Here is a 20,718-nt window from a genome sequence, read left to right as displayed (position 1 = left end):
CTAACGGATATTCTTCTGACCTATTCTGCCGGACTTGCGCCTTGCAAGTCAGTCCTTCTACTACTCCCTCTATCAAGTAAGCTGTCTGCCTTGTTCCGATAAGGCAAAATAGATTCCATGCTGCAGTGTGCTAAAGCAATTAAACGCAGATATATTATAGTCCGATTTTGCAATGGATATCGCAAATTCAGGAGAAATTCCGACAAGAACTGTTTTAGTGCCGATCAAAGAGGCGGACGTTGCAAGCCGGTCGATAAACTCCACCGTACCTTTTGTAACGTCTTCGCTCATGGCGGTTAAATCCAAAACCATGTACTGAGCTTTGTGCTGCGGAAGATTAATGAGAGTGCGCTGAACAAGGTCATAAGACCGCTGTTCATCATATTTTCCAATCAGCGGCACGACGACAATTCCCTCAAGCACAGGAATAATCGGAGAAGAAATTTCTCTTATTAGTCCGTTTAATTCACTTGTACGTTCATCCACAAGATGCTCAAGCTTGCGGATTTGCTCGGATTGCTCCTTGCGGGCGTATTCATGAATGTTTTGCTGAACCGTGGTTTCAGAAGGGAAATATTCAAATTCACAATGACTGTCGCCTTCAATTTGGCTTTTCAGAACCTTATACCAAATGTTTACCCCGAATAGTCCGGACAAGATTCCGGCAAAGTGGCCGGGAGTGAATGTACCGCGTCTCGTTTTTCCCTGAGCTTTGTTGATTTTATGCTCCCAGCTGTCCTTAACCTGAATAATCGCCATCTTTCTGCTGTGGTTCACCTGGGATATTTCGATTTTGCCCCAGCCGGCAGAGGCATAGGTATTTGGAAGAACGGCAGCCACTTCATTAAGCGTAAGGTTCTGTTTTTTGAAGTAATCGCCTACAACAATACCCTGTCGGAAGCCAGCTGTTTCAAGAACGACCGAAGCGGCTTTGTCGCCTGAAATTTCTTCAATCGTATCAAAAAAAGATTTTCATTGCAGAATCTATCCAAAAAAGAACGGCATCGTCCTTTTCGTATTTAAAAGTGCCTTGATCGAGGTCCCAGCTAAATTCCAAGCCGCCGACCATAATTGCGGTGCTTGGATAGGATTTCAGTTCGTTTTCCATGGTACACAACCTTTCAATTCAATCCTTTTTTATCATACTACATAATTCTGTCATTTGGCTTGAAAAAAATACTCTGCTCTAGTTAAATGCCGATCTTGCATCTGTCGTTAGATGCTCCTTTAACGGGATCAAACAGTAAGCTGTAAAAAGACGAATAGATAGAAATGATGGGGTGAGATAATGAAAACCAGCGTTCTGGTCATAGGCGGCGGAGTGGGAGGTCTGACCGTTGCTTTGAAGCTTGCAATGTGCGGGATTCATGTAACGGTTGCTGAGCAGGCGAAAAGCGGAACCCATATGTATAAGGGGGAGCTGCTGCAGCCTAAAAGTCTGGAAATCTTTCATTCAATCGGTCTAATCCAAGAGGTAGAGGCAAAGGGCCATCGCATCCATCATATCGATATCCATGAAATGAAGAAAAGAGATCAAACCTATCATGAAACCGGCAAGGCAAGCATGGATTACAGAATGATCAACAGTCCATATTCCTATTCTCTGATGATTCCTCATGAAGGCCTGAAAAATATCATTTTAAATGCAGCGAAAGATTATCCATCCTTCCATTATTTCCAGCCGGCAAGGTTTAAAGAATTTAATCATAATCAAGCAATCATTCATTTTCAGGGAGAAGATTTGTCGATTGAGGCAGATTACGTAATCGGAGCGGAAGGAAGGAAATCCAAGACGAGGGAATCTATGAACTCTGCTATTAAAGAGCGTCAATACGATCATCATTTTTTAACAGTTTCCTTTAGCAGGCCGGCTTCTATGAAAGAAGGCAAAATGATTTCAACTCCTTATACATTTCTGGGACTTTTTCCGCTTCCTGACAACCGTGTTCGGACGGTCTATCTCATTCCGGCGGGAGAATATAAGAATATGAAAGAAAAAGGAATTTCTTACTTTCATCGCTGTTACAAAGAGCTCTGTCCGGACCTAGACGGATATGTCGATGAAATTAAAAGCTGGAGGGAAATTCAGCTTATGATTCCTGTCAGATATCATGCAAGCAAATATGTGGATGGAAATAAGGCCCTTGTTGGAGATGCCGCTCACAGTGTCCATCCAATGGCGGGCGAAGGAATGAACCTTGCTATACAGGATGGGGATATCCTCGGGGAATTACTGTGCTGGATGTATGCAAATGGGAACACATCTCCTCGGCTGCTGGAATGGTATGAACGCGTACGGAAGCCTAGAACCCGCCATGTCTTGAATCTCAGCCATCTTTCTGCCTTAACTTATTCCAAGCCCTTTGCTTATTTTCCTAGTTTTAGAAAGAATGGCATTTTGCAAACAACACGGGATGACAAGCTGCATACGAAGCAAATGCTGAATGTGTCAGGGCTTGGGATATGGAAGGAGTCCATCTATGACCGGCTTATCCAACTAGGGCTTTTTCCCGTACGCAGTGCCTCTGATCTTATGCAAGTGCAAAAAAAGTTCATGTTCACGGCAGCTTCAGATTATCCATGGAAAACAGAAGGAGGGAAGTATCTTGCTGAATGAGTATGTAAGAGTGCTGAAGGCGAAAGGCTGGATGAAGAAAAATCTGCCGTTTCTTTATACGTGGCATGCCTACGTGGGGTATGAGCTTGATTTATATGAATCATTCCGGAAGCCCAAAACGATAACAGAGGTAGCACAGCAAAATTCCCTTAAAAAAGATTTATTGGAGCGGTGGATGGATGTAGGGCTTTCAATCAGGTATATGAAAAAGGCATCAAGAGGCCGGTTTCGTACTTCACGAAGCTTTATGCTGCCATCCGGAAAGAAAAACCCTCAATCGACCGGTGTTATTCTAAAGGAAATGATGGAACTTCACATACCTGCTCTGCTTAGTTATCCGGCTATTATGACAACAGAAAACAAGCAGATTTTTGATCACGAGCAGCACGGGGAAGTGGTGGCTCAAACCTCTTCGATCCTTGAGCAGGTCGCCTATCCGGTTATCCATCAGCTTGTGAAAAAAACGAAGGCCAAAAGCGTGCTGGATGCAGGCTGCGGCCATGCCGGATATTTGAAGAGATTAGCAAAGGATTTTCCCGATCTTCTTTTAACAGGAATTGAGCTAAATGATGGAGTGGCAAGTGAAGCAAGATTGAGGTGCCAAGAGTACCCTGATCTCAAAATCGAGTGCGGGGATGCATTTGAATGGGAGAGTCCTGAAAGCTGGGATTTAGTTTTAATTAATAATCTTCTTCACTATGTACCTCAGGAACGGCGCGGAGACCTCCTCAAAAAGGCTGGGAGCTGGCTCGGGCAGGGAGGCGGAATGGCCATTATAACCCCAATGCGCCATGCCAAATACGGGAAACAATTTTCAAGTGTTTTTAATAGCTTCTTTTCTGCATTTGATAATCTTCACCCGATCCCATCGGAGAAAGAGATGAAAGCTATAGCAGAGGAGGCGGGACTAAAGGTTTCTTCCATTCGTCCCGTTGTTAAAGAAGGAGGATGGTTCGCGGTCTACTTGGAAAAACAGTACAATTAGATACGGAATTGAATAATCGTTGAGGTGAGCATATGAATTTTCGTATCAGGCAGAATTCAATATCAGACGGATTTACCGTTAAACAGGCTGAGTCAGCAGATATCCAAACGATCAGCATGCTTCTTAAAGAAGCCGCTGGCTGGCTTCAATCAAAGGGCTCAACACAATGGAGCGAGCTGCTGGATAGCAGCGGAATGAACGGACTCGCTTCTTCAATTGAAAAGGAAGAAGTATTCTTATTTGAAAAAGAAGGGTCGGCGGCCGGAATGGTGATGCTTCTTGCTCAACCAGGAGATTGGGATCGCAGTCTTTGGGGCGATGATCAGCAAAGCCATTCCATCTATTTGCATAAGCTCGTAACAGCCAATTCTTTTAAAGGGTCTGGCTTAGGAATGAAAATCCTGACCTGGGCAGAGCAAGGCATAGAATTTGATGGGAAGGACCGGATCAGACTGGATTGTATTGAGACCAATTCATCACTGAACTCCTTCTATCAATCTGCCGAATACCTCCTTAAAGGATGCATAAATGGGTTTTGCAAATATGAAAAAACATTGTAACTCCAGGCGCTGTCCATAAAGTAGTTAGTCAAGTTACTTTTGCCGCTTGAAATGTAATTGGTTTTGGCTGATTTCCGCTGGATGCTCCCTCATCCTTGGGCAGGCGGTGAGCCTCCTAAAGCAGCAAAACGCCTGCGGGATCTCATCTGTCCCGCTGGAATCTCGTACCTTCCGCTCCAATCAACTTAACCCATTATGGTTAAAACACACAGTTAAAAACCCATAAACCAGGAACGGAAAAGAGAAACCCGGGAATGCTCTGCCAGCGCCCGGGTTTCTCTTTTATTCTCAGCAGGGCTTTTTAGACAGCCAATTGCTGTCTTTTTCAGCTTTCTGCAAAAGCAGAGTCTCAGCAGCTCCTTTGCATGCAATTTACAACAAGGAGGAGGAAAGACTCCCCTGTATTTGAGTGGCTCGTGACCTTTGGTTTACGTGCTGCCGCCAATAGTCACTTGTTTTGTTCAGAATCCATTTAATGTAAACCCTTACATGAATAACTCCTCAATTCGTACCCTTCCTAAACTTTTACATTCCTTTACAATGTGAGAATCATCCTAGAGATATCCTTTAACTATCAGCAGGAAGAAATTATGGAAAAAAATAATCGGAGAGATTTTCTGACAAAAACCTTTTAAAGCAAGGTTAAGCAAGGAATTCGCTTCATTCTGACGGAAATAGAAGTTTGAAAAGTCTAAATTTATGAGCCGTTCCACATACATGCGAAAGCATAGGCAAAATAGGACTTCGAACTTTTATCATCTATTATTCTGCGCGGTAAATCCATAAAGTAGACATTGGTTTAATAATACACGCTGATGAAAACGAATTGAGGAGATGAGGTTACGTGTGGGTCATTTTTGCGGCTGCTGTTTTGGTCTTGCTGCTGGGCATCATTGAAAAGCGGCGCCACCAAAAGCGGCTCGATTCCATTCCGGTTCGGATTAACATTAATGGAATCCGAGGGAAATCAACCGTTACAAGACTTATTTACGGTGTGGTAAAGGAAGCCGGGTACAAAACAGTCGGAAAAACAACCGGTACGGATGCTAGGATGATGTACTGGAATACGAAAGAAGAAAAACCGATTGTCAGACGGCCGGAAGGTCCAAATATCGGCGAGCAAAAACGTGTGATTCAAGAGGTAGCTGAATTGAATGCGAATGCGCTTGTGAGCGAATGCATGGCCGTAAATCCTGATTATCAAATTATCTTTCAGGAGGACATGCTCCAGGCAAACATCGGAATTATCGTTAATGTACTAGAGGACCATATGGACGTAATGGGGCCGACTCTGGATGAGGTAGCAGAGGCATTTGTTGCTACTATCCCTCATAACGGGCACGTCATTGTCAATGAAAGCCCATATATTGACTATTACCAGAAAGAAGCAGAAAAACGCAATTCAACTTTGATTGTTTGTGATAATACAAGAATTTCCGAGCAATTTCTAAAAAGCTTTGAATATATGGTCTTTCCGGATAACGCATCTCTTGCCCTGGCTGTAGCAGATGCATTAGGAATAGATGAAAAAACAGCCTTTCGCGGAATGCTGAATGCTCCGCCGGATCCAGGCGCAATGAAAATCCTTCCGCTCGCTGATGCAGGAAACCCAGGATATTTCGTAAATGGATTTGCGGCAAATGATGCCTCTTCTACTATAAACATTTGGAAAAGGGTAGAGGATCTTGGATATCCAACAAATAATGCGGTCGTCATTATGAACTGCCGTCATGACCGGGTAGACCGGACCATTCAGTTTGCAAATGACGTGCTGCCATATATTCCTGCTGGAGATGTCGTAATAATAGGCGATACGACACAGCCAATCGTTGAGTCATATGAGGATGGAAACATTCCTGCTGACAATTTTCACAATTTAGAAGGGTATTCAACTGAAGAAATTTTAGCCGTTCTTGAGCCAATGATGAGCGGACGTGCGATTTATGGAGTTGGAAATATCCATGGTGCCGCTACACCGTTAATTCAAAGACTGGAAGACTATAAAATTAAGCAATTTGTCAGTTAGGAGGAATAGTCATTGTTCGGATCTGATTTATACATCGCCCTGGTGCTCGGGGTGTTGCTAAGCTTGCTATTTACTGAAAAAACTGGGGTCATCCCTGCTGGATTGATTGTTCCGGGGTACTTGGCGCTTGTGTTTGACCAGCCTGTTTTCCTGGCTGTTGTTTTCTTCATCAGCTTGCTTACATATTTAATCGTTACCTATGGAATAGCCAAAATCGTCATTTTATACGGAAGAAGAAAATTTGCTGCCATGCTTACAGTAGGAATTTTGCTGAAATTGGCGTTTGATTTTACGTATCCAATCCTGCCCTTTGAGATTTTTGAATTTAGGGGAATCGGAATCATCGTCCCTGGCTTAATTGCAAATACGATGCAAAAACAGGGAATGGCGCTTACGATCGGCAGTACGCTTTTGCTAAGCGGAGCTACCTTCCTGCTTATGACGCTTTACTATATTTTTTAAGGGGAGGAGAAAAACGTGAGCCATCCACATGGAAAAGAGCTTAATTTTGAAGAGAAGATCCTGCGGTTTGTTAAAAGAAACCGGCGGAATTCAAAAACTCATGCAGTAATAGGTCTAATCGCCACTGCAGGAATTATGTTCGGTTTTTCCTTTGCTGACAGACCTCCGGCCCCAACCGTAACCCAATATAAAAACGAGGTGTTCACTGCTGCCTTCATGGGTGACATCATGATGGGCCGGGATGTAGAGAAGGTAACAGACATTAAAGGACAGGATTATTTGTTTCAGCATGTTAAGCCGCTGCTTCAAAACTCTGATTATATTACAGCGAATTTTGACCACCCAATTACACTGGATGAATCAGCACCAAAGAATGAATCGAAAAGCATTCAGCTGAGAACGGATAAACAATCAGCTCAGACACTTCAAAATCTCAACTTCTCAGCTGTCAGTCTCGCAAATACCCATGCGATGGATTATAACGTGCAGGGGTTAAATGATACGAGAAAGACGTTGAAAGAGCATGGAATCGATCCGGTTGGAGCGGGAAGCAATCTGAAGGATGCGAAAAACTCCATTTCTTATCAAAATTATAATGGTATAAAAGTGGCAACCCTTGCCTTCACGGATGTGTACGCAGAGGGAACAAAAGCGACTGAATACAACAGCGGGGTTCTGGCGATGGAACCGAAAAACTTCGTTCCAATGATAGCGGAAGCTAAAAAAAATGCGGATTTTGTGTTCGTTAATGCTCATTGGGGACAGGAGTATGATACAACCCCTCATCCACGTCAGAAAGATCTAGCTAAGGCGCTGGCTGATGCCGGAGCAGATGTGATAATCGGTCATCACCCCCATGTGCTGTCACCTGTTGAAGTTTATAAAGACAGTGTCATTTTCTACAGTCTTGGGAATTTTGTTTTTGATCAGGGCTGGAGCAGAACACGGGAAAGCGCCCTTGCCCAAATGAGGCTAATGGCAGATGGAAAAGCAAGATTTGAGCTGACCCCGCTCGAAATCAAAGAAGGTCAGCCTGCACCAATCAGGGAAATGAATGAACTGCAGAAAAAGAAAATGATTCAGCAGCTGACTAAAAATTCAGAGAACCTGGATTGGAAGGAAGAGAACGGGAAGCTCATTTTTGAAAAGGACTTCTCAAAAAAACTCGATTAAAAAAGCAGGGATGTAAATGAGAAAGAAACGTCTTTGGACAGCACTGGCAATCCTTCTCATTGTCATTTTGCTCGTCGCACAATCCGGAATACTCAATCGGCCGGCTGAAGGGGAAGCTGCCGTCAGTGCGAACCATCCTCTTGCTGTTCAGGCAGGGATGAAGGTCCTGAACAGCGGAGGCAATGCAATGGATGCCGCTGTAGCAGTTTCCTATGTATTAGGTGTTACCGAACCGTATGGATCTGGCCCGGGCGGCGGGGGACTGATGGTGGTTTACAACCCGGATAAAAAGATTAAAAAAGTATACGATTATAAAGATTCTGCACCTCAGAACGGAGAGGGATCAAAAGATCAGATTGCCGTTCCGGGCTTTGTGAAAGGTCTTGAGCTTGCTCATGAGGAGCAGGGAAAAATGAAAATGTCCGAACTGATTGAACCGGCTATACATTATGCAAGCAAAGGCTACAAAGCCGACTCATTTATTTCACAGCGCCTTGCGGAAGCGCAGGATCAATTTAAAGGCAAGCTGCCAGAACCGTTTTATCCGGATGGCAAACCGGTAAAACGCAATGAAGTAATCAAACAGCCGGAGCTGGCTAAAACGCTTAAAGCTATTCAGAAGCAGGGAAGCAAAGGGTTTTATTCAGGGCCAATGGGAGATTCACTGGCAAAAGAACTGGATCGTGTCAATCTTGATGACCTGAAAAAATACGAAGTGAAAGAAGAAAAGCCGATTGAAGGCAAATTCGGCGAATATACAGTGATGACAGCCCCTCCTTCCGCAGGCGGAATCTCCCTCCTGCAAATCTTAAAGCTGGCAGATATGTATAAAGGGGAGTTCAAGTCTAAAGAAGTAACGAATTCCACTCATTTAATGGGTGAGTTTACAAAGCATGTTTATCACGAGCGTATATCTGAAATTCAGGATCCTGCCTTTGGCGAGGTAGACACGGAGCGACTTCTTTCAGATAAGCATTTGAAGAATATGGCAGAGGATATGGATTTTGATAAGGCATCTTTTGACATAGAGGTCAACAATTCTGAAGCGGATGAAGAGGACCACGATAATACCACCCACTTTGTCATTAAGGACAAGGAGGGGACGATTATCTCAGTAACAAACACGCTTGGAGAATTTTTCGGATCCAAAGAACAGGTCAACGGCGTATTTATGAACAATGCCCTCAGTAATTTCAGTGAAGACCATGAATCGGCTAATCGAATGGAGCCGGGAAAAAGACCGAACAATTATACATCTCCTGCCATTCTGGAAAATGATAAAGAAATTACCGGGATTGGAACACCAGGCGGCAAGCGAATTCCGACCGTTCTGGCGCAGGTTCTTGTGCAGAGAGAATTCTTCGGGTCATCTTGGCAGGCAGCTATTAACCAGCGGCGTTTTTATATCGAAGACAACAAGATTACAATGGAGCCGGGCTATCCTGAAAACGTGAGAGACAAACTTGAAAATCGCGGCTATGACGTCCGGGTGAAAGAGTCACCTTTCTATTATGGAGGCGTGATGGCCTTGACCATAGATAAAGAAACTAAAAAAGTTTCCGGAGCAGCAGATCCCAGAAGAACAGGAACATGGAGCTCATCTAAATAAAAATCGGGAGGAATCGTCATGAAAATTATTAAAGGTATTTGGTCTACTTTTGCATTGGCGGGAATTTTAGCGGTGATGATCGGTTTTAAACATACAGAGGTAATGGATCCGGCTGAAAAGACTGCCATCGCCGATGAGATGAAGAAGGTAAGTGCTCAAGCACAGGCTGAAGCGAAACAGGCAGCGGCTGCTAAAGACCCTGCAGCAGCCAAGCAAGTAGCTCAAAAGCCTGCCAATACAAGTGCAGAATAATATAATCTCTATGCCCGGGGGCTTTTCCCCGGGCTTTTTATTATTTCTGCAGAATGAGCGAAATCTGTCTATCTTTTCAGACTAACATCCACATATTGGGATTTGATGTAACAGAAGATCATAATATGACGAAAAACATAGTGACAAAGACCTAAAAAGGAATTTTTATAAAATAGAAAATTCGGACTATTTATTCTATTCAGATTAGAATTATAATAGTTTTGTAATGAAAAAATTTCATTTTCATGAAAAAATGTCTAATTTTACTCATTTTTTTGTGATTACAGGGGGTCTTGGGTTGAGGAAATTAAAAAGATCAGTCAAAAGAAACAGCCAGCGTCTGCAAAAAGCAGCGATTGGTACGGCAGTAGCCAGCGGATTGCTGCTTGGAACAATGCTTCCTGCTGCAGGACAAGCAACTGCTGCAGAAACGAGCACAGTAATTGAATCAGCACCAATTGATTACAACACAATTCCTGAAGAAAGATTGGCAGAAGCATTAAAAGAACAAGGTGTGATTTCCAAATCTGCTACCCAAACAGAGATTAATAAAGCGGTAAAATCCTATATTCAGAAAAAAGAAGGACAAAAGCCCTCAGTAGCGGCAGATTCAAACGGACATGCCATGGATACGAAAGTAAAAGATTTCATGAATAAGCAAAAAGAGAAAATCAAAAATCAATTCGGTAAAAACAAAGCAACAAAGGGCAAGCCGAATGGATTAGTGAAAGTCGATCCAGCAAAAGGAACAGCTTACAATGGTGCTGTCCGTGAAGATAAAGTTCTTGTCTTGCTGACGGAATTCTCCGATTTCAAACATAATAATGTAGACCAGGAGCCTGGTTACATGTTTTCCAACGATTTCAATAAAGAACATTACCAGAAGCTAATGTTCGGCAATGAAGAGTTCACGATGTTTAACGGAGAAAAAATCAAAACGTTCAAGCAATATTACGAAGAGCAATCAGGCGGAAGCTACACGGTTAATGGCGTAGTCTCTGACTGGCTGACGGTTCCAGGAAAAGCGAGAGAATATGGCGATGATAATCCGAATGGCGGACATGATAACCAAAATCCTAAAGGAGCACGCGACCTTGTAAAAGATGCATTAAATTCTGCGGTAGCAGCGGGCATCAACCTATCTGAATATGATCATTTTGATCAATACGATTTAGATGGCGACGGTAACCAAAACGAGCCGGACGGACTAGTGGATCACTTGATGATCATCCATGCAGGCACAGGTCAGGAAGCTGGCGGCGGACGTCTTGGCAATGACGCAATCTGGTCTCATAGATGGACAATCGGCACACAGCCGTACAAAATTGAAAATACAACTGCTTCCGTACCATACTGGGGCGGAAAAATGGCAGCATTTGATTACACTGTTCAACCTGAAGATGGCGCAGTAGGCGTATTCGCACATGAATTCGGACATGACCTTGGTCTTCCGGATGAATATGACACTCAGTACACTGGAGCTGGCGAGCCGGTTGCTTCATGGTCCATCATGAGCGGCGGAAGCTGGAACGGAAACATTGCCGGCACAGAGCCGACAAGCTTCTCTCCAATGAACAAAGAGTTCTTCCAAAAAGGAATGGGCGGAAACTGGGCGAACATTACAGAAATTGATTACAACGATCTTAATGCATTTGGTTATTCAACTGTTATCGACCAAAGTGTAACGAAGTCGAAAAATCCTGGTATCGTAAAAATCAACCTTCCGAAAAAAGCAGTAAAAGGAATTGCTCCTGCATTTGGAAACAAATATTATTACAGTACAAAGGGTGACGATCTGAATACATCTATGAGCACCCCGGTATTCGATTTAACGGCAGCTGCAACAGCTAAGTTTGATTACAAAGCATACTTCGATGTCGAGTTTGAGTATGACTACCTGTATGTAAATGCTGTAAAGGAAGATGGCACGAAAGTTCTTGTTGATACGATCGGAAATGATGATACGAAAGGCGATGCGACTTCCGAATCTTCATTAGGCCAATGGGTGGACAAGTCTTATGACCTAAGCCAATTTAAAGGCAGCAAAATCAAATTGGAATTCAACTACGTAACAGACGGCGGATTGGCACTTGATGGATTCGCGCTTGATAATGCAACGCTGACAGTTGACGGAAAAGTTGTTCTTTCTGATGATGCAGAAGGCACACCAAAAATGACGCTGAACGGCTTCATCGTTTCCGATGGCAACTACTATAAGGATAACTACTACTACCTTGAGTGGAGAAACTATGCAGGATCTGATAAAGCTCTAGCATTCTCCAGAGGCGCGAAATACAACACTGGAATGGTCGTATGGTATGGAGATGAAAGCTACCTGGATAACTGGACCGGACCAGGATACCACCCAGGCTACGGATTTATCGGAGTAGTAGATTCGCATCCTGAAACAGTATTTGGAACATTAAACGGCCAGAAAACAGCGTTCAACAGCACACGTTACCAAGTAGCAGATGCAGCGTTCTCATGGGACAAAACACCTGAATTCTTCGTATCTTCTCCTACACGCGGAGATTACACGTTCAAAGGAATGCTTGGAAACACATTGTTTGATGACTCTCAAACTTACATCGACTACGATCTTCCTGACGCAGGAAAAATCCTCCCTCGCAACGGCTTGAAAGTTCAAGTCATGGGCGAGGCGAAAGACAACTCTGCTGGAATGGTTTGGATCCGCAAATAATAATAAAGCAGGAAAGCAGGCCGCTGGAATCAGCGGCCTGCTTTTTGTTTTGGGCAGAAGTCCATACTGCGGAGTGTTGGGCAGTCCCGGTTTGTCACGGTGGAAGTGAATATTAACTGCCTCTAAGTGAATGATAGAGTATGAAGTGATTGATAAACCGGGGCCGTGATTTAACACCCCATTTCTGCCCATTTTGGCAAAAAATTATGGAGTCAGCAATTATTTAAAAAAAGTCCGCAATTAACCTCCTAAAGTCAGCAACTATTTTAAAAAGTCAGCAATTAATCCAAAAAAGTCCGCAATTAACCAGCATTAGTCAGCAATTCCTCACCCGTATCGCTTAATACTGAATTAATCCATGCGGAAATACGCCGTAAACTGGAAAAAGAAACCGGCTGGCTTGGCAAAGTTGGTGATTGAGCTGGAATAAGGCATGGTTCGGCCGAAAACCAGAGTTCGGCCGGCTGGAAGAGAGATCCGGCGTGCTGGAAATGAGCGTGATCCCGCCGGAAAAAAAGAGCATGATTCCACTGAAAAGAACCGAGGTTCAGCCGGAAACCAGAGTTCGGCAGGATAAAGTCCGGCATCGGCTGAAAAAGGGATCCAATAGGGAAAATCCTGAATACCCTTACAAATTTATTTAAAATTTTAGTATTTTTCGAAATCTATAGCCAAATCTTTTTCAAGTTGTTATACTTCATAATTATCTTTTAATTGAAGAGGAGGAGAGGATGATGGATAAACTTAGCAGGAAGGATCAGGTTCTGATCAGTGTCATGCTATTTTCAATGTTTTTCGGAGCGGGAAATCTTATTTTCCCCACATTCCTGGGATATTCGGCTGGGACCCATACTTTATTATCACTGGCCGGGTTTGTCGCAACAGCTGTTGGACTTCCTGTTATGGTTGTCATAGCCATTGCGATCCATGGCACAGCAGAGAACTTAAATGAGAAGGTTCACCCTTATTTTGCTCTTATTTTTCCAATTGTTATTTATCTTTGTATCGGGCCTGGGCTTGCGATTCCGCGGGCGGCTACAATTGCTTATGAAATGGGAATGAAGCCGTTTATCCAAACAGGCACAGCAGCTCAGCCGATGGCGTTAGGGCTTTACACGCTTGTGTTTTTTGGATTGGTGCTTTGGCTGAGTCTTTCTCCTTCTAAACTTATAGATCGGCTTGGGAAAGTGTTAGCTCCTATAACCCTCACCATTATTTCTGTTTTATTTATCAGAAATCTCTTTACTCCCCAAGCACCGTTTGGAGCTCCGAAAAAAATTTATCAGGACAATTCTTTTTTTCAGGGGTTTCTTGACGGCTATTTAACGATGGATGCTCTTGGTGCAATGGCGTTTGGTGTTCTTATTACGAACACCGTACGTGCCAGAGGAATGAAAACAGAAAGGCAAGTTTCCCGCAGTATGATTACAGTCGGAATAGGCGCCGGAATTTTACTCACTGTCGTTTACAGCATTCTTGCTTACCTGGGCGCTTCATCAGCGGGCTATGGCAAAGCTGCGAATGGGGCGGGCGTACTGACTCTCTTAACGAGCAATCTATTTGGAGATTCAGGTGTAATCATACTGGGCGTATTATTTACCCTAGCGTGCCTAAGTGTATCAATCGGTCTTGTTATTGCCTGCAGCCAGTATTTTTATAAACTGCTTCCTTCGATCTCCTATCGAATGTGGACAGGCATTTTCACACTTGCCAGCATGCTGATTGCGAACCTTGGATTGGATCAGATATTAAGCATCTCCGTTCCAATTTTGAGCATGATTTATCCTATCCTTGTCGTACTGGTGACAATCGGATTAATGGAAAAAATATTTAAAAATCATCAGCCTGTCTATTATATGGCCGTATTATTCACAGGAATATACAGCGCTGCTGAATTTTTAAATACATCTCTATTAAAAGGAAGCCTGGACAGCATGATCTCTGCCGTTCCTCTTTCCGCACAGGGGATTGGCTGGCTGCTTCCGGCATTTGCCGGTGCTGCGGCAGGCTATGCAATAAGCAGCTTCAGAAAAAATAAAGTACCAGCAGAGCAGTAAAAAAGAGGCCGTTTTAAGGCCTCTTTTTCGTGGTCAAATTTTGCTCCTATGAACCGCGTGAGTCCCGCGCCTGCTGATTAAATCAGCCTAAATAATTACTTAAAGAGAATAACCCCCATCTATAATCAGGTTATGCCCATTGATATAACTGGAATCTGGACTTGCCAGAAAGAAGACAGCTTTTGCAATTTCTTCGGGACTGCCGAATTTGCCTCGCGGATGATTTTTTTCTGCCTGTTCATAGGATTCTTCATTTGGATAAAGACCTCTGGCAAGTTTAGTATCAACTGGACCCGGCGAAATGGCGTTTACCCGGACATTTCGTTTCACGAAGCGGGAGGCGAGCGATTTTGTCATGGCAATAACTCCTGCTTTACTTGCACTGTATGCTGGGAGGGCAGGCGGAAATTTCTCGCTTCCGACAATGGCCGCGTTGTTGATGATGCTGACAGGCTCATTTTTTGAAAAGTATTTCTCAGCATGCTTAAGCATAAAGTACTGGGACTTTAAATTCGTATTAAAAAGCTTCTCCCAATCTTCCTCATCAATTCTGCTAAGCGGTCCGATTGCTGTATTGCCTATTCCCGCATTGTTGAAAAGAACATGGAATCCGTCCTGTTCTTCCCCAAGTCTTTCAAAAAACTCCTTAACGCTCTCTTCCCGACCGACATCTGTCTTTGAAAAGGTAATCGTGCCTTCGAGGTTTTCTGCTTTTGATTCAAGCTTCCTGCCGCATTCTTCATTCCTGCCAAGTGCATACACGCTAGCGCCTTTTTCCGCAAATGTGAGAGCTGCTGCCATTCCAATCCCTGAGGTGGCTCCTGAAATAATAACAACTTTGTTTTGCATGCAAAACATCCTTTCGGCCAGTTATTATGCTTCGTTTTTAGCTAATTTCACAAGGATATGGGATAGATGTGTCCGCTGTTCATCATTTCCTGATTTCCACAGTTCCTTCAGCAAATACTCCTCGCGGTTTTTTGGTTCAACATTATTTGCTAAATATTCCGCTGCTGTTTTTGCAGCTTTCGCCAAAACGTCTTCACTCAATCCAAGTTTTTCACCCTTACTCACTTTATCGTGCAGGTAAGATTTGAAATGCTCAAAGTTATCCAAAATGCTGTCCATTTCTTCCTTGCTCATCTGATCCATTTTACCTTCTATCTTTTCATCGTGAATCGCTGTATCTTTTTCGAAAGCCATTTTTATCCTCCTCCTGAAAGATTAGTATTGTAATAGCCTTCGTGCTGGAGAAGTAAACGAATTTACAGTCTTGGATGTGCTGCTGATGGCAAAATGTCCAAAACAAAAACAAAGGACCCCGGCTGGCGTACCGGATATTCGCCTGATGGAAGAGCTGGTGTTTCGCTGTCCTCAATGGATGCGGGTTCCTGCGCTTCTTTTTCCAATTCATCCAGCTTTGCCAAAATTCTTCTTTTCTGATAAAGCATCGTGCCTGTCTCTGCAAGCTCCTTAATCATGGAACGGTTGGTTAGAGCTCCGAAAACCATGCCTGCAACCGGGATCATTTGCAGCAGTTTTTTTACTCCGTATGTATCCCTGTATGAATACATGACTTCCCGCCATCCTTGGAGCTGGGAGAAGACTTCAGAGGAATGAGTTTTTGTGTGATAGCCGGATAGCTCGTTTAACACCGCCTGCTTCCCGACAATGTCAGCAGATGCGAACTGCAGGCATTTTACAATGAAAATCCGTTCTTCTTTTTTGCTTGGGTCGTATCCATGTGCAATCGCTATTTCCTGGAGGGTTTTAAGGGACAGTCCTAAAAGGACAGGGATATCGATGGCCAGCGTGAACATTCCTCCGAAACCAGTGGAAGCACCTTGAACGGTTGCGATGTTGCCGCGGGATTCCCGTATGTCAAGACATACTTTTTTCATATCCTCAACAGAAGCTTTTGCAGCATCTTCAATGGTTTCGATATCGTTTCCTGTTTGTTCTGCAAGCTTTTTAAGCATCATTTTTTCCTGTGTCAAATATTTTCCGCCTGTTTGAACGTAATTTCCGATTTCATCAAGAAGGACACCAATTTTCTTTTGTATGAAGGCGGGAGTTATTTTGTCCAGAAGCTTAAACGGAAGGCGGGTGATCTTTTCCCAAAACCATAACCCCTGCTGATCTTTTTCCCATTTCTCGACTTCGGATAAGGAGTGCTGCAGTGTTTCTTTCGTATCCATGGTTATGTCTCCTCTTCTTGTATTTTATTGATAATACGTCTTATCTATTAAGGAAGTTTCATTCTCTTTCATTATAGAGAGAAGGAGCGGAGTTAGAAAGAATCTTCCTCTGGACATTCCAATTTGTACCCGGTAAGATGATGAAATCATACGGAAAAGGAAGATTTAAGTGGCACAAATACGGATAATGGGTAATAAAGAAGAATTGGATGCAATCATACAGTCTTTTGAAAAAAATTATACGGTTACATATACATCAAAAGAATATGGAAGAACCAATCCTAAGTACAAGTATTCCAAAGATCAGCGCATCTATCTGGATCTTAAATTAAAGAGCCAGCCGTTAGGGGAGTAGAGATGAGTAAAGAAGGAGCAAGAATCCGGCTTCGGGAGCTGGAAGAAAGGGATGCAGAGAAACTTTTCCCCATTTGGTCTGATCCTGAGGTTGTCCGCTATTTAAATATGCAGGCTGCTGCGACCATTACAGAAGTGAGGTCTATGATCTACATTCTCCGCTCTCTGGCTGGGAAGAAAAAAGCATACAGATGGGCGATTCTTGACCTGAATACAGAAGAAATTCTGGGGACCTGCGGATTTAATGACTGGGACGAGGAGAATGCACGGGGTGAGATCGGTTATGAGCTTGGCAGGCAGTATTGGGGAAAGGGCTATATGGAAGAGGCCCTTATCCTTCTTTTTGATCATGCCTTCACCGTTATGGGGGCAAACCGGATTGAAGCAAAGGTGGTTCCTGAAAACAAGCCGTCTATTCACCTCTTGGAAAAACTCCAATTTCAGCATGAAGGTCGGTTGCGTAAATATGAGCGTATGAATGGGCAGTATGAGGATGTCATGCTTTTTTCCTTGTTAAAAGAGGAATTTCCGTTCAATTTTTGATTAGCGGCTAAGTGCAAAGGGGAAAGAAATCAGGGGAGGGATGAATGATGGAGACAAGAATTGAAAGGGATACAATGGGTCAAATTGAAGTACCTGCGGATAAACTATGGGGAGCGCAAACACAGCGGAGCAAAGAAAACTTTAAAATCGGCACGGAGAAAATGCCGCTTGAAGTAATCTATGCTTTTGCTGTCCTGAAACGCAGCGCAGCCATTGCCAATGAGCAGCTGGGCAAGCTTTCGAGTGAAAAATCACAAGCGATCGTAAAGGCGTGCGATGAAATTCTTGATGGGAAATGGGATGATCAATTTCCTCTTGTCGTGTGGCAAACCGGAAGCGGTACACAAAGCAATATGAATGTGAATGAGGTCGTAGCCCGGAGAGCAAACGAATTGCTTGAAAAGGAAGAAATCCGTATTCACCCGAATGATGATGTGAACATGGGCCAAAGCTCGAATGATACGTTTCCAACCGCTATGCATATTGCTGCATTGAAAGCGGTGAAAGAGCGTCTCATTCCAGCTGCAGAACAGCTTCGGATCACGCTGAACGAGAAGTCGGATAAATTCAGGGACCTCGTAAAAATCGGCCGAACCCATCTCCAGGATGCGACACCTATTACATTAGGACAGGAAATAAGCGGCTGGTCGTATATGCTGGAAAGATCGAAAGGGATGATTGAGGAAGGAGCATCACACCTTCTCAATCTTGCCGTTGGCGGAACGGCTGTCGGTACCGGAATCAATGCACATCCTGAATTCGGCGGCAGGACGGCTGCTGAAATTGCCAAATATACGGGGATGCCATTTGTATCATCCGCTAATAAATTTCACGCGTTAACATCACATGATGAAATCGTGTATGCACATGGTGCAATTAAAGGCCTTGCAGCAGATGCGATGAAAATTGCAAATGATGTCCGCTTTTTAGCAAGCGGTCCCAGATGCGGAATCGGGGAACTAACCATTCCGGAAAACGAGCCTGGAAGCTCGATTATGCCGGGGAAAGTCAATCCTACACAAAGTGAAGCACTGACGATGACAGCGGTACAGGTGATGGGGAATGATGCAGCCATCGGTTTTGCCGCAAGCCAGGGGAATTTCGAGTTGAATGTTTATAAGCCAGTAATTCTGTATAATTTCCTTCAGTCAGTCCGGCTGCTTGGGGATGCGATCAATTCATTCAATGTGCACTGTGCCAAAGGGATTGAGCCAAATTATGAAGTGATTGAAAAATACTTAAATGAATCACTCATGCTTGTAACCGCGTTAAATCCTCATATCGGATATGAGAATGCAGCGAAAATTGCCAAGCATGCCCATAAAGAAGGGTTGACTCTTAAAGAAGCGGCGGTAAGCTTAAATCTGCTGACGGAGGAACAATTCGATCAATATGTAGTTCCGGAAAATATGACACAATCTACATAAAAAACTTACCATGGCGCGCCGATGATGAACAGGCGCGTTTTTTTTTGTTTTCCATATTATAACGGAATTAAAAGTAGTTTGTTCAGCAAACAATAATGTTAAAAAAGGGTTCAGTGCCAAAAGGATAGAAAAAGAAGACGGGTTTCGAACCATTTGTGAAATAGAGAATTTAAGGAGTTTGTCACCTATGAATTTACATCAGCTGCTTTTAACTTCCTCCATATGGCCTGAGTCTGCTTTAAGAGACTGGCACGGAATTGAAATAACCGGTATCACCTCAGATTCCAGAAATGTAAAACCCGGCGATTTGTTTATTGCCATCAGCGGATTTCAGCAAGATGGACATCAGTATATTGAAGCCGCGATCAAAGCAGGGGCTGCAGCTGTGGCTGGAGAAAAAGTATTGCAGGAAGCTCTTCCTGTTCCTTATATTCAGCTTGAGGACGGCAGAAAGCAAATGGCTCTGCTTGGGATTGCATTCTACGGAATGCCTCAAAAGAAACATAAAATGGTTGGAATCACAGGCACTAACGGGAAAACCACGACTGCTTTTATGATTAAACATATTCTTGAAACAGCCGGATTGAGCTGCTCTCTTTTCGGATCTATTGCCAATTACATAAATGGAAAATGGTACCGCGCCTCCAACACGACTCCTGACAGTCTTCAGCTTCAGGAACTGCTTTATAGAAGTGATGATGAATATGTGGTTATGGAAGTCTCTTCTCACGGTATTAGTCAGCACAGAGTTGAAGGTGTGGAATTTGATTACGCCTTGTTTACAAATCTGGATCAGGATCATCTGGATTACCATCATACAATGGAAGAATACTTTGCAGTGAAATCCAAGCTTTTTCAGCAGCTGTCCCTTTCCGGTAAAGCTTTCATTAACACGGACAGCATATGGGGGGGAAAGCTTGCGGAAAATCTAAGATCGGAAGGAAAAGAGCTATACACTTTCGGGGAAAACATGGGAAATGATTTACGCTTATCAGAATGGAAAACGAGTAAGTTTCCGGCTGCTATTTTGAATGAAACAGAAAACAGAGGACATTTTATTCAGCTCGCCGTACCAGGTCTTCATAATATTTATAATGCGGGACTAGCCTTTTTGACTCTTAAGAAAATGGGAATTGAGGAACGGGTGATATCAGAAGCGCTTATGAAATTTCCAGGTGTGCCCGGCAGAAATGAAGTGTACAAAGAAGACAGTCAGCCTACTCTTATGGTGGATTATGCCCACACCTCGGAGGCTCTTTATCATTGTCTGAAGACCGCTAAAGAGTGCGGGGCGGAAAAGGTGTATCATGTATTTGGGTTCAGAGGCGGAAGGGATGAATCGAAGCGCGGTGAGATGATTAAACTATCTTCAGATTTAAGCGATGGGTATGTTCTTACACAGGATGATTTAAATGGTCTACCAGAGCACGAAATTTTATATGAGCTAGAAAAATTGCAGACCGCATTCGGCAATGAAAAAGGCAGGATCATCTCAGACAGAACCATGGCTATTCAATATATGTTTATGCATGCTTCGCCGGGGGATTGGATTGTTGTAACCGGAAAAGGTGCAGAACCCTATCAGCAGGCATTTGAATTGCCGGCCGCTTCTGATGGGGAAACGATAAGCTATTTGCAAAGAACAGCTGCGGCGCAAGCGAAAAAAGCTGAATAAATAATGAATAGGATTAGTATTTCATTTTTTAGGAGCCTGGGTCAAATGTAACCAGGTTCCTATTTCGTTCACTTAAGTT

18 protein-coding genes and 1 pseudogene are annotated in these 20,718 nt (G+C 43.5%); 14 read left to right on the top strand and 5 right to left on the bottom strand.

From position 1 onward, the window contains the following. Positions 1-72 precede the first annotated feature (72 nt). Both J9317_RS17170 and J9317_RS20935 read right to left on the bottom strand, forming a co-directional pair. Positions 73-759, bottom strand: coding sequence for an STAS domain-containing protein (locus J9317_RS17170; RefSeq protein ID WP_347880536.1), 687 nt, complete (start codon positions 757-759; stop codon positions 73-75). 199 nt (positions 760-958) lie between these two features. Continuing rightward, a complete protein-coding gene (locus tag J9317_RS20935) occupies positions 959-1,108 on the bottom strand; it encodes a hypothetical protein (protein ID WP_347880535.1) in 150 nt (49 codons plus the stop codon). Between the two features lie 180 nt (positions 1,109-1,288). On the opposite strand from J9317_RS20935, the gene J9317_RS17165 reads away from it, so the two are divergent. From J9317_RS17165 to brnQ, 10 genes are all read left to right on the top strand, one after another. Beyond that, the gene (locus J9317_RS17165; protein ID WP_211560828.1) at positions 1,289-2,617 is read left to right on the top strand and encodes an FAD-dependent oxidoreductase; all 1,329 of its coding nucleotides are present in this window, start codon (positions 1,289-1,291) and stop codon (positions 2,615-2,617) included. Next, complete coding sequence (locus J9317_RS17160) at positions 2,607-3,602, top strand: class I SAM-dependent methyltransferase (RefSeq protein WP_211560826.1); 996 nt, start codon at positions 2,607-2,609, stop codon at positions 3,600-3,602. Before J9317_RS17165 ends, J9317_RS17160 begins: the two co-directional genes overlap by 11 nt. Positions 3,603-3,634: 32 nt before the next feature. After that, positions 3,635-4,162, top strand: coding sequence for a GNAT family N-acetyltransferase (locus J9317_RS17155; RefSeq protein ID WP_211560824.1), 528 nt, complete (start codon positions 3,635-3,637; stop codon positions 4,160-4,162). Positions 4,163-5,006: 844 nt separating this feature from the next. Next, on the top strand, positions 5,007-6,188 hold the full coding sequence (pgsB, locus tag J9317_RS17150; RefSeq protein ID WP_211560821.1) for a poly-gamma-glutamate synthase PgsB: 1,182 nt from the start codon (positions 5,007-5,009) through the stop codon (positions 6,186-6,188). 12 nt (positions 6,189-6,200) lie between these two features. Next, on the top strand, positions 6,201-6,650 hold the full coding sequence (pgsC, locus tag J9317_RS17145) for a poly-gamma-glutamate biosynthesis protein PgsC (RefSeq protein WP_211560818.1): 450 nt from the start codon (positions 6,201-6,203) through the stop codon (positions 6,648-6,650). 15 nt (positions 6,651-6,665) lie between these two features. Then, positions 6,666-7,823, top strand: a complete 1,158-nt coding sequence (locus J9317_RS17140; protein ID WP_211560815.1) for a CapA family protein — start codon at positions 6,666-6,668, stop codon at positions 7,821-7,823. Between the two features lie 16 nt (positions 7,824-7,839). Continuing rightward, complete coding sequence (locus J9317_RS17135; protein WP_211560812.1) at positions 7,840-9,432, top strand: gamma-glutamyltransferase family protein; 1,593 nt, start codon at positions 7,840-7,842, stop codon at positions 9,430-9,432. 18 nt (positions 9,433-9,450) lie between these two features. Beyond that, positions 9,451-9,684, top strand: coding sequence for a hypothetical protein (locus J9317_RS17130; RefSeq protein WP_211560809.1), 234 nt, complete (start codon positions 9,451-9,453; stop codon positions 9,682-9,684). A gap of 394 nt (positions 9,685-10,078) precedes the next feature. Continuing rightward, entirely contained in the window at positions 10,079-12,385 is a 2,307-nt protein-coding gene (locus J9317_RS17125; protein ID WP_211562472.1) for an immune inhibitor A domain-containing protein, read from the top strand. Between the two features lie 731 nt (positions 12,386-13,116). After that, a complete protein-coding gene (gene brnQ / locus J9317_RS17120; protein WP_249292220.1) occupies positions 13,117-14,442 on the top strand; it encodes a branched-chain amino acid transport system II carrier protein in 1,326 nt (441 codons plus the stop codon). A gap of 99 nt (positions 14,443-14,541) precedes the next feature. Here the strand turns inward: brnQ and J9317_RS17115 are convergent, their stop codons facing one another. From J9317_RS17115 to J9317_RS17105, 3 genes and pseudogenes are all read right to left on the bottom strand, one after another. After that, the gene (locus tag J9317_RS17115) at positions 14,542-15,291 is read right to left on the bottom strand and encodes an SDR family NAD(P)-dependent oxidoreductase (protein WP_211560806.1); all 750 of its coding nucleotides are present in this window, start codon (positions 15,289-15,291) and stop codon (positions 14,542-14,544) included. A gap of 24 nt (positions 15,292-15,315) precedes the next feature. Beyond that, positions 15,316-15,645: a DUF3243 domain-containing protein gene (locus J9317_RS17110; RefSeq protein WP_211560803.1), complete on the bottom strand. Its 330-nt coding sequence runs from the start codon at positions 15,643-15,645 to the stop codon at positions 15,316-15,318. Positions 15,646-15,833: 188 nt separating this feature from the next. Further along, positions 15,834-16,640 (bottom strand): annotated as a pseudogene (locus tag J9317_RS17105) (EcsC family protein); the annotation flags it as partial. A gap of 169 nt (positions 16,641-16,809) precedes the next feature. Here J9317_RS17105 and J9317_RS17100 point away from each other — a divergent pair. The 4 genes from J9317_RS17100 to J9317_RS17085 all read left to right on the top strand — a co-directional run bounded on the left by J9317_RS17100 (position 16,810) and on the right by J9317_RS17085 (position 20,639). Next, positions 16,810-16,995, top strand: coding sequence for a YvzF family protein (locus tag J9317_RS17100; protein ID WP_211560796.1), 186 nt, complete (start codon positions 16,810-16,812; stop codon positions 16,993-16,995). A gap of 2 nt (positions 16,996-16,997) precedes the next feature. Beyond that, entirely contained in the window at positions 16,998-17,537 is a 540-nt protein-coding gene (locus J9317_RS17095; protein ID WP_211560793.1) for a GNAT family N-acetyltransferase, read from the top strand. Between the two features lie 47 nt (positions 17,538-17,584). Next, positions 17,585-18,964 (top strand): class II fumarate hydratase, encoded by a 1,380-nt coding sequence (fumC, locus tag J9317_RS17090; protein ID WP_211560790.1) that lies wholly within the window; start codon positions 17,585-17,587, stop codon positions 18,962-18,964. Between the two features lie 187 nt (positions 18,965-19,151). After that, on the top strand, positions 19,152-20,639 hold the full coding sequence (locus J9317_RS17085; RefSeq protein WP_211560780.1) for a UDP-N-acetylmuramoyl-L-alanyl-D-glutamate--2,6-diaminopimelate ligase: 1,488 nt from the start codon (positions 19,152-19,154) through the stop codon (positions 20,637-20,639). Positions 20,640-20,718: the final 79 nt, after the last annotated feature.

Origin of the sequence: Metabacillus flavus, assembly GCF_018283675.1 — a bacterium.
GTDB lineage: Bacteria > Bacillota > Bacilli > Bacillales > Bacillaceae > Metabacillus_B > Metabacillus_B flavus.
The sequence above is the reverse complement of the archived record's forward strand: the minus strand, read 5'-3'. Positions and strand labels throughout refer to the sequence as shown.

Excerpts from the sequence above, each read along its gene's own strand:
- J9317_RS17115 (WP_211560806.1), bottom strand. The coding sequence starts at position 15,291 with ATGCAAAACAAAGTTGTTATTATTTCAGGAGCCACCTCAGGGATTGGA.
- J9317_RS17130 (WP_211560809.1), top strand. The coding sequence starts at position 9,451 with ATGAAAATTATTAAAGGTATTTGGTCTACTTTTGCATTGGCGGGAATT.
- brnQ (WP_249292220.1), top strand. The coding sequence starts at position 13,117 with ATGATGGATAAACTTAGCAGGAAGGATCAGGTTCTGATCAGTGTCATG.
- J9317_RS17095 (WP_211560793.1), top strand. The coding sequence starts at position 16,998 with ATGAGTAAAGAAGGAGCAAGAATCCGGCTTCGGGAGCTGGAAGAAAGG.
- fumC (WP_211560790.1), top strand. The coding sequence starts at position 17,585 with ATGGAGACAAGAATTGAAAGGGATACAATGGGTCAAATTGAAGTACCT.
- J9317_RS17165 (WP_211560828.1), top strand. The coding sequence starts at position 1,289 with ATGAAAACCAGCGTTCTGGTCATAGGCGGCGGAGTGGGAGGTCTGACC.
- J9317_RS17085 (WP_211560780.1), top strand. The coding sequence starts at position 19,152 with ATGAATTTACATCAGCTGCTTTTAACTTCCTCCATATGGCCTGAGTCT.
- J9317_RS17135 (WP_211560812.1), top strand. The coding sequence starts at position 7,840 with ATGAGAAAGAAACGTCTTTGGACAGCACTGGCAATCCTTCTCATTGTC.
- J9317_RS17155 (WP_211560824.1), top strand. The coding sequence starts at position 3,635 with ATGAATTTTCGTATCAGGCAGAATTCAATATCAGACGGATTTACCGTT.
- J9317_RS17125 (WP_211562472.1), top strand. The coding sequence starts at position 10,079 with ATGCTTCCTGCTGCAGGACAAGCAACTGCTGCAGAAACGAGCACAGTA.
- J9317_RS20935 (WP_347880535.1), bottom strand. The coding sequence starts at position 1,108 with ATGGAAAACGAACTGAAATCCTATCCAAGCACCGCAATTATGGTCGGC.
- J9317_RS17110 (WP_211560803.1), bottom strand. The coding sequence starts at position 15,645 with ATGGCTTTCGAAAAAGATACAGCGATTCACGATGAAAAGATAGAAGGT.
- J9317_RS17170 (WP_347880536.1), bottom strand. The coding sequence starts at position 759 with ATGGCGATTATTCAGGTTAAGGACAGCTGGGAGCATAAAATCAACAAA.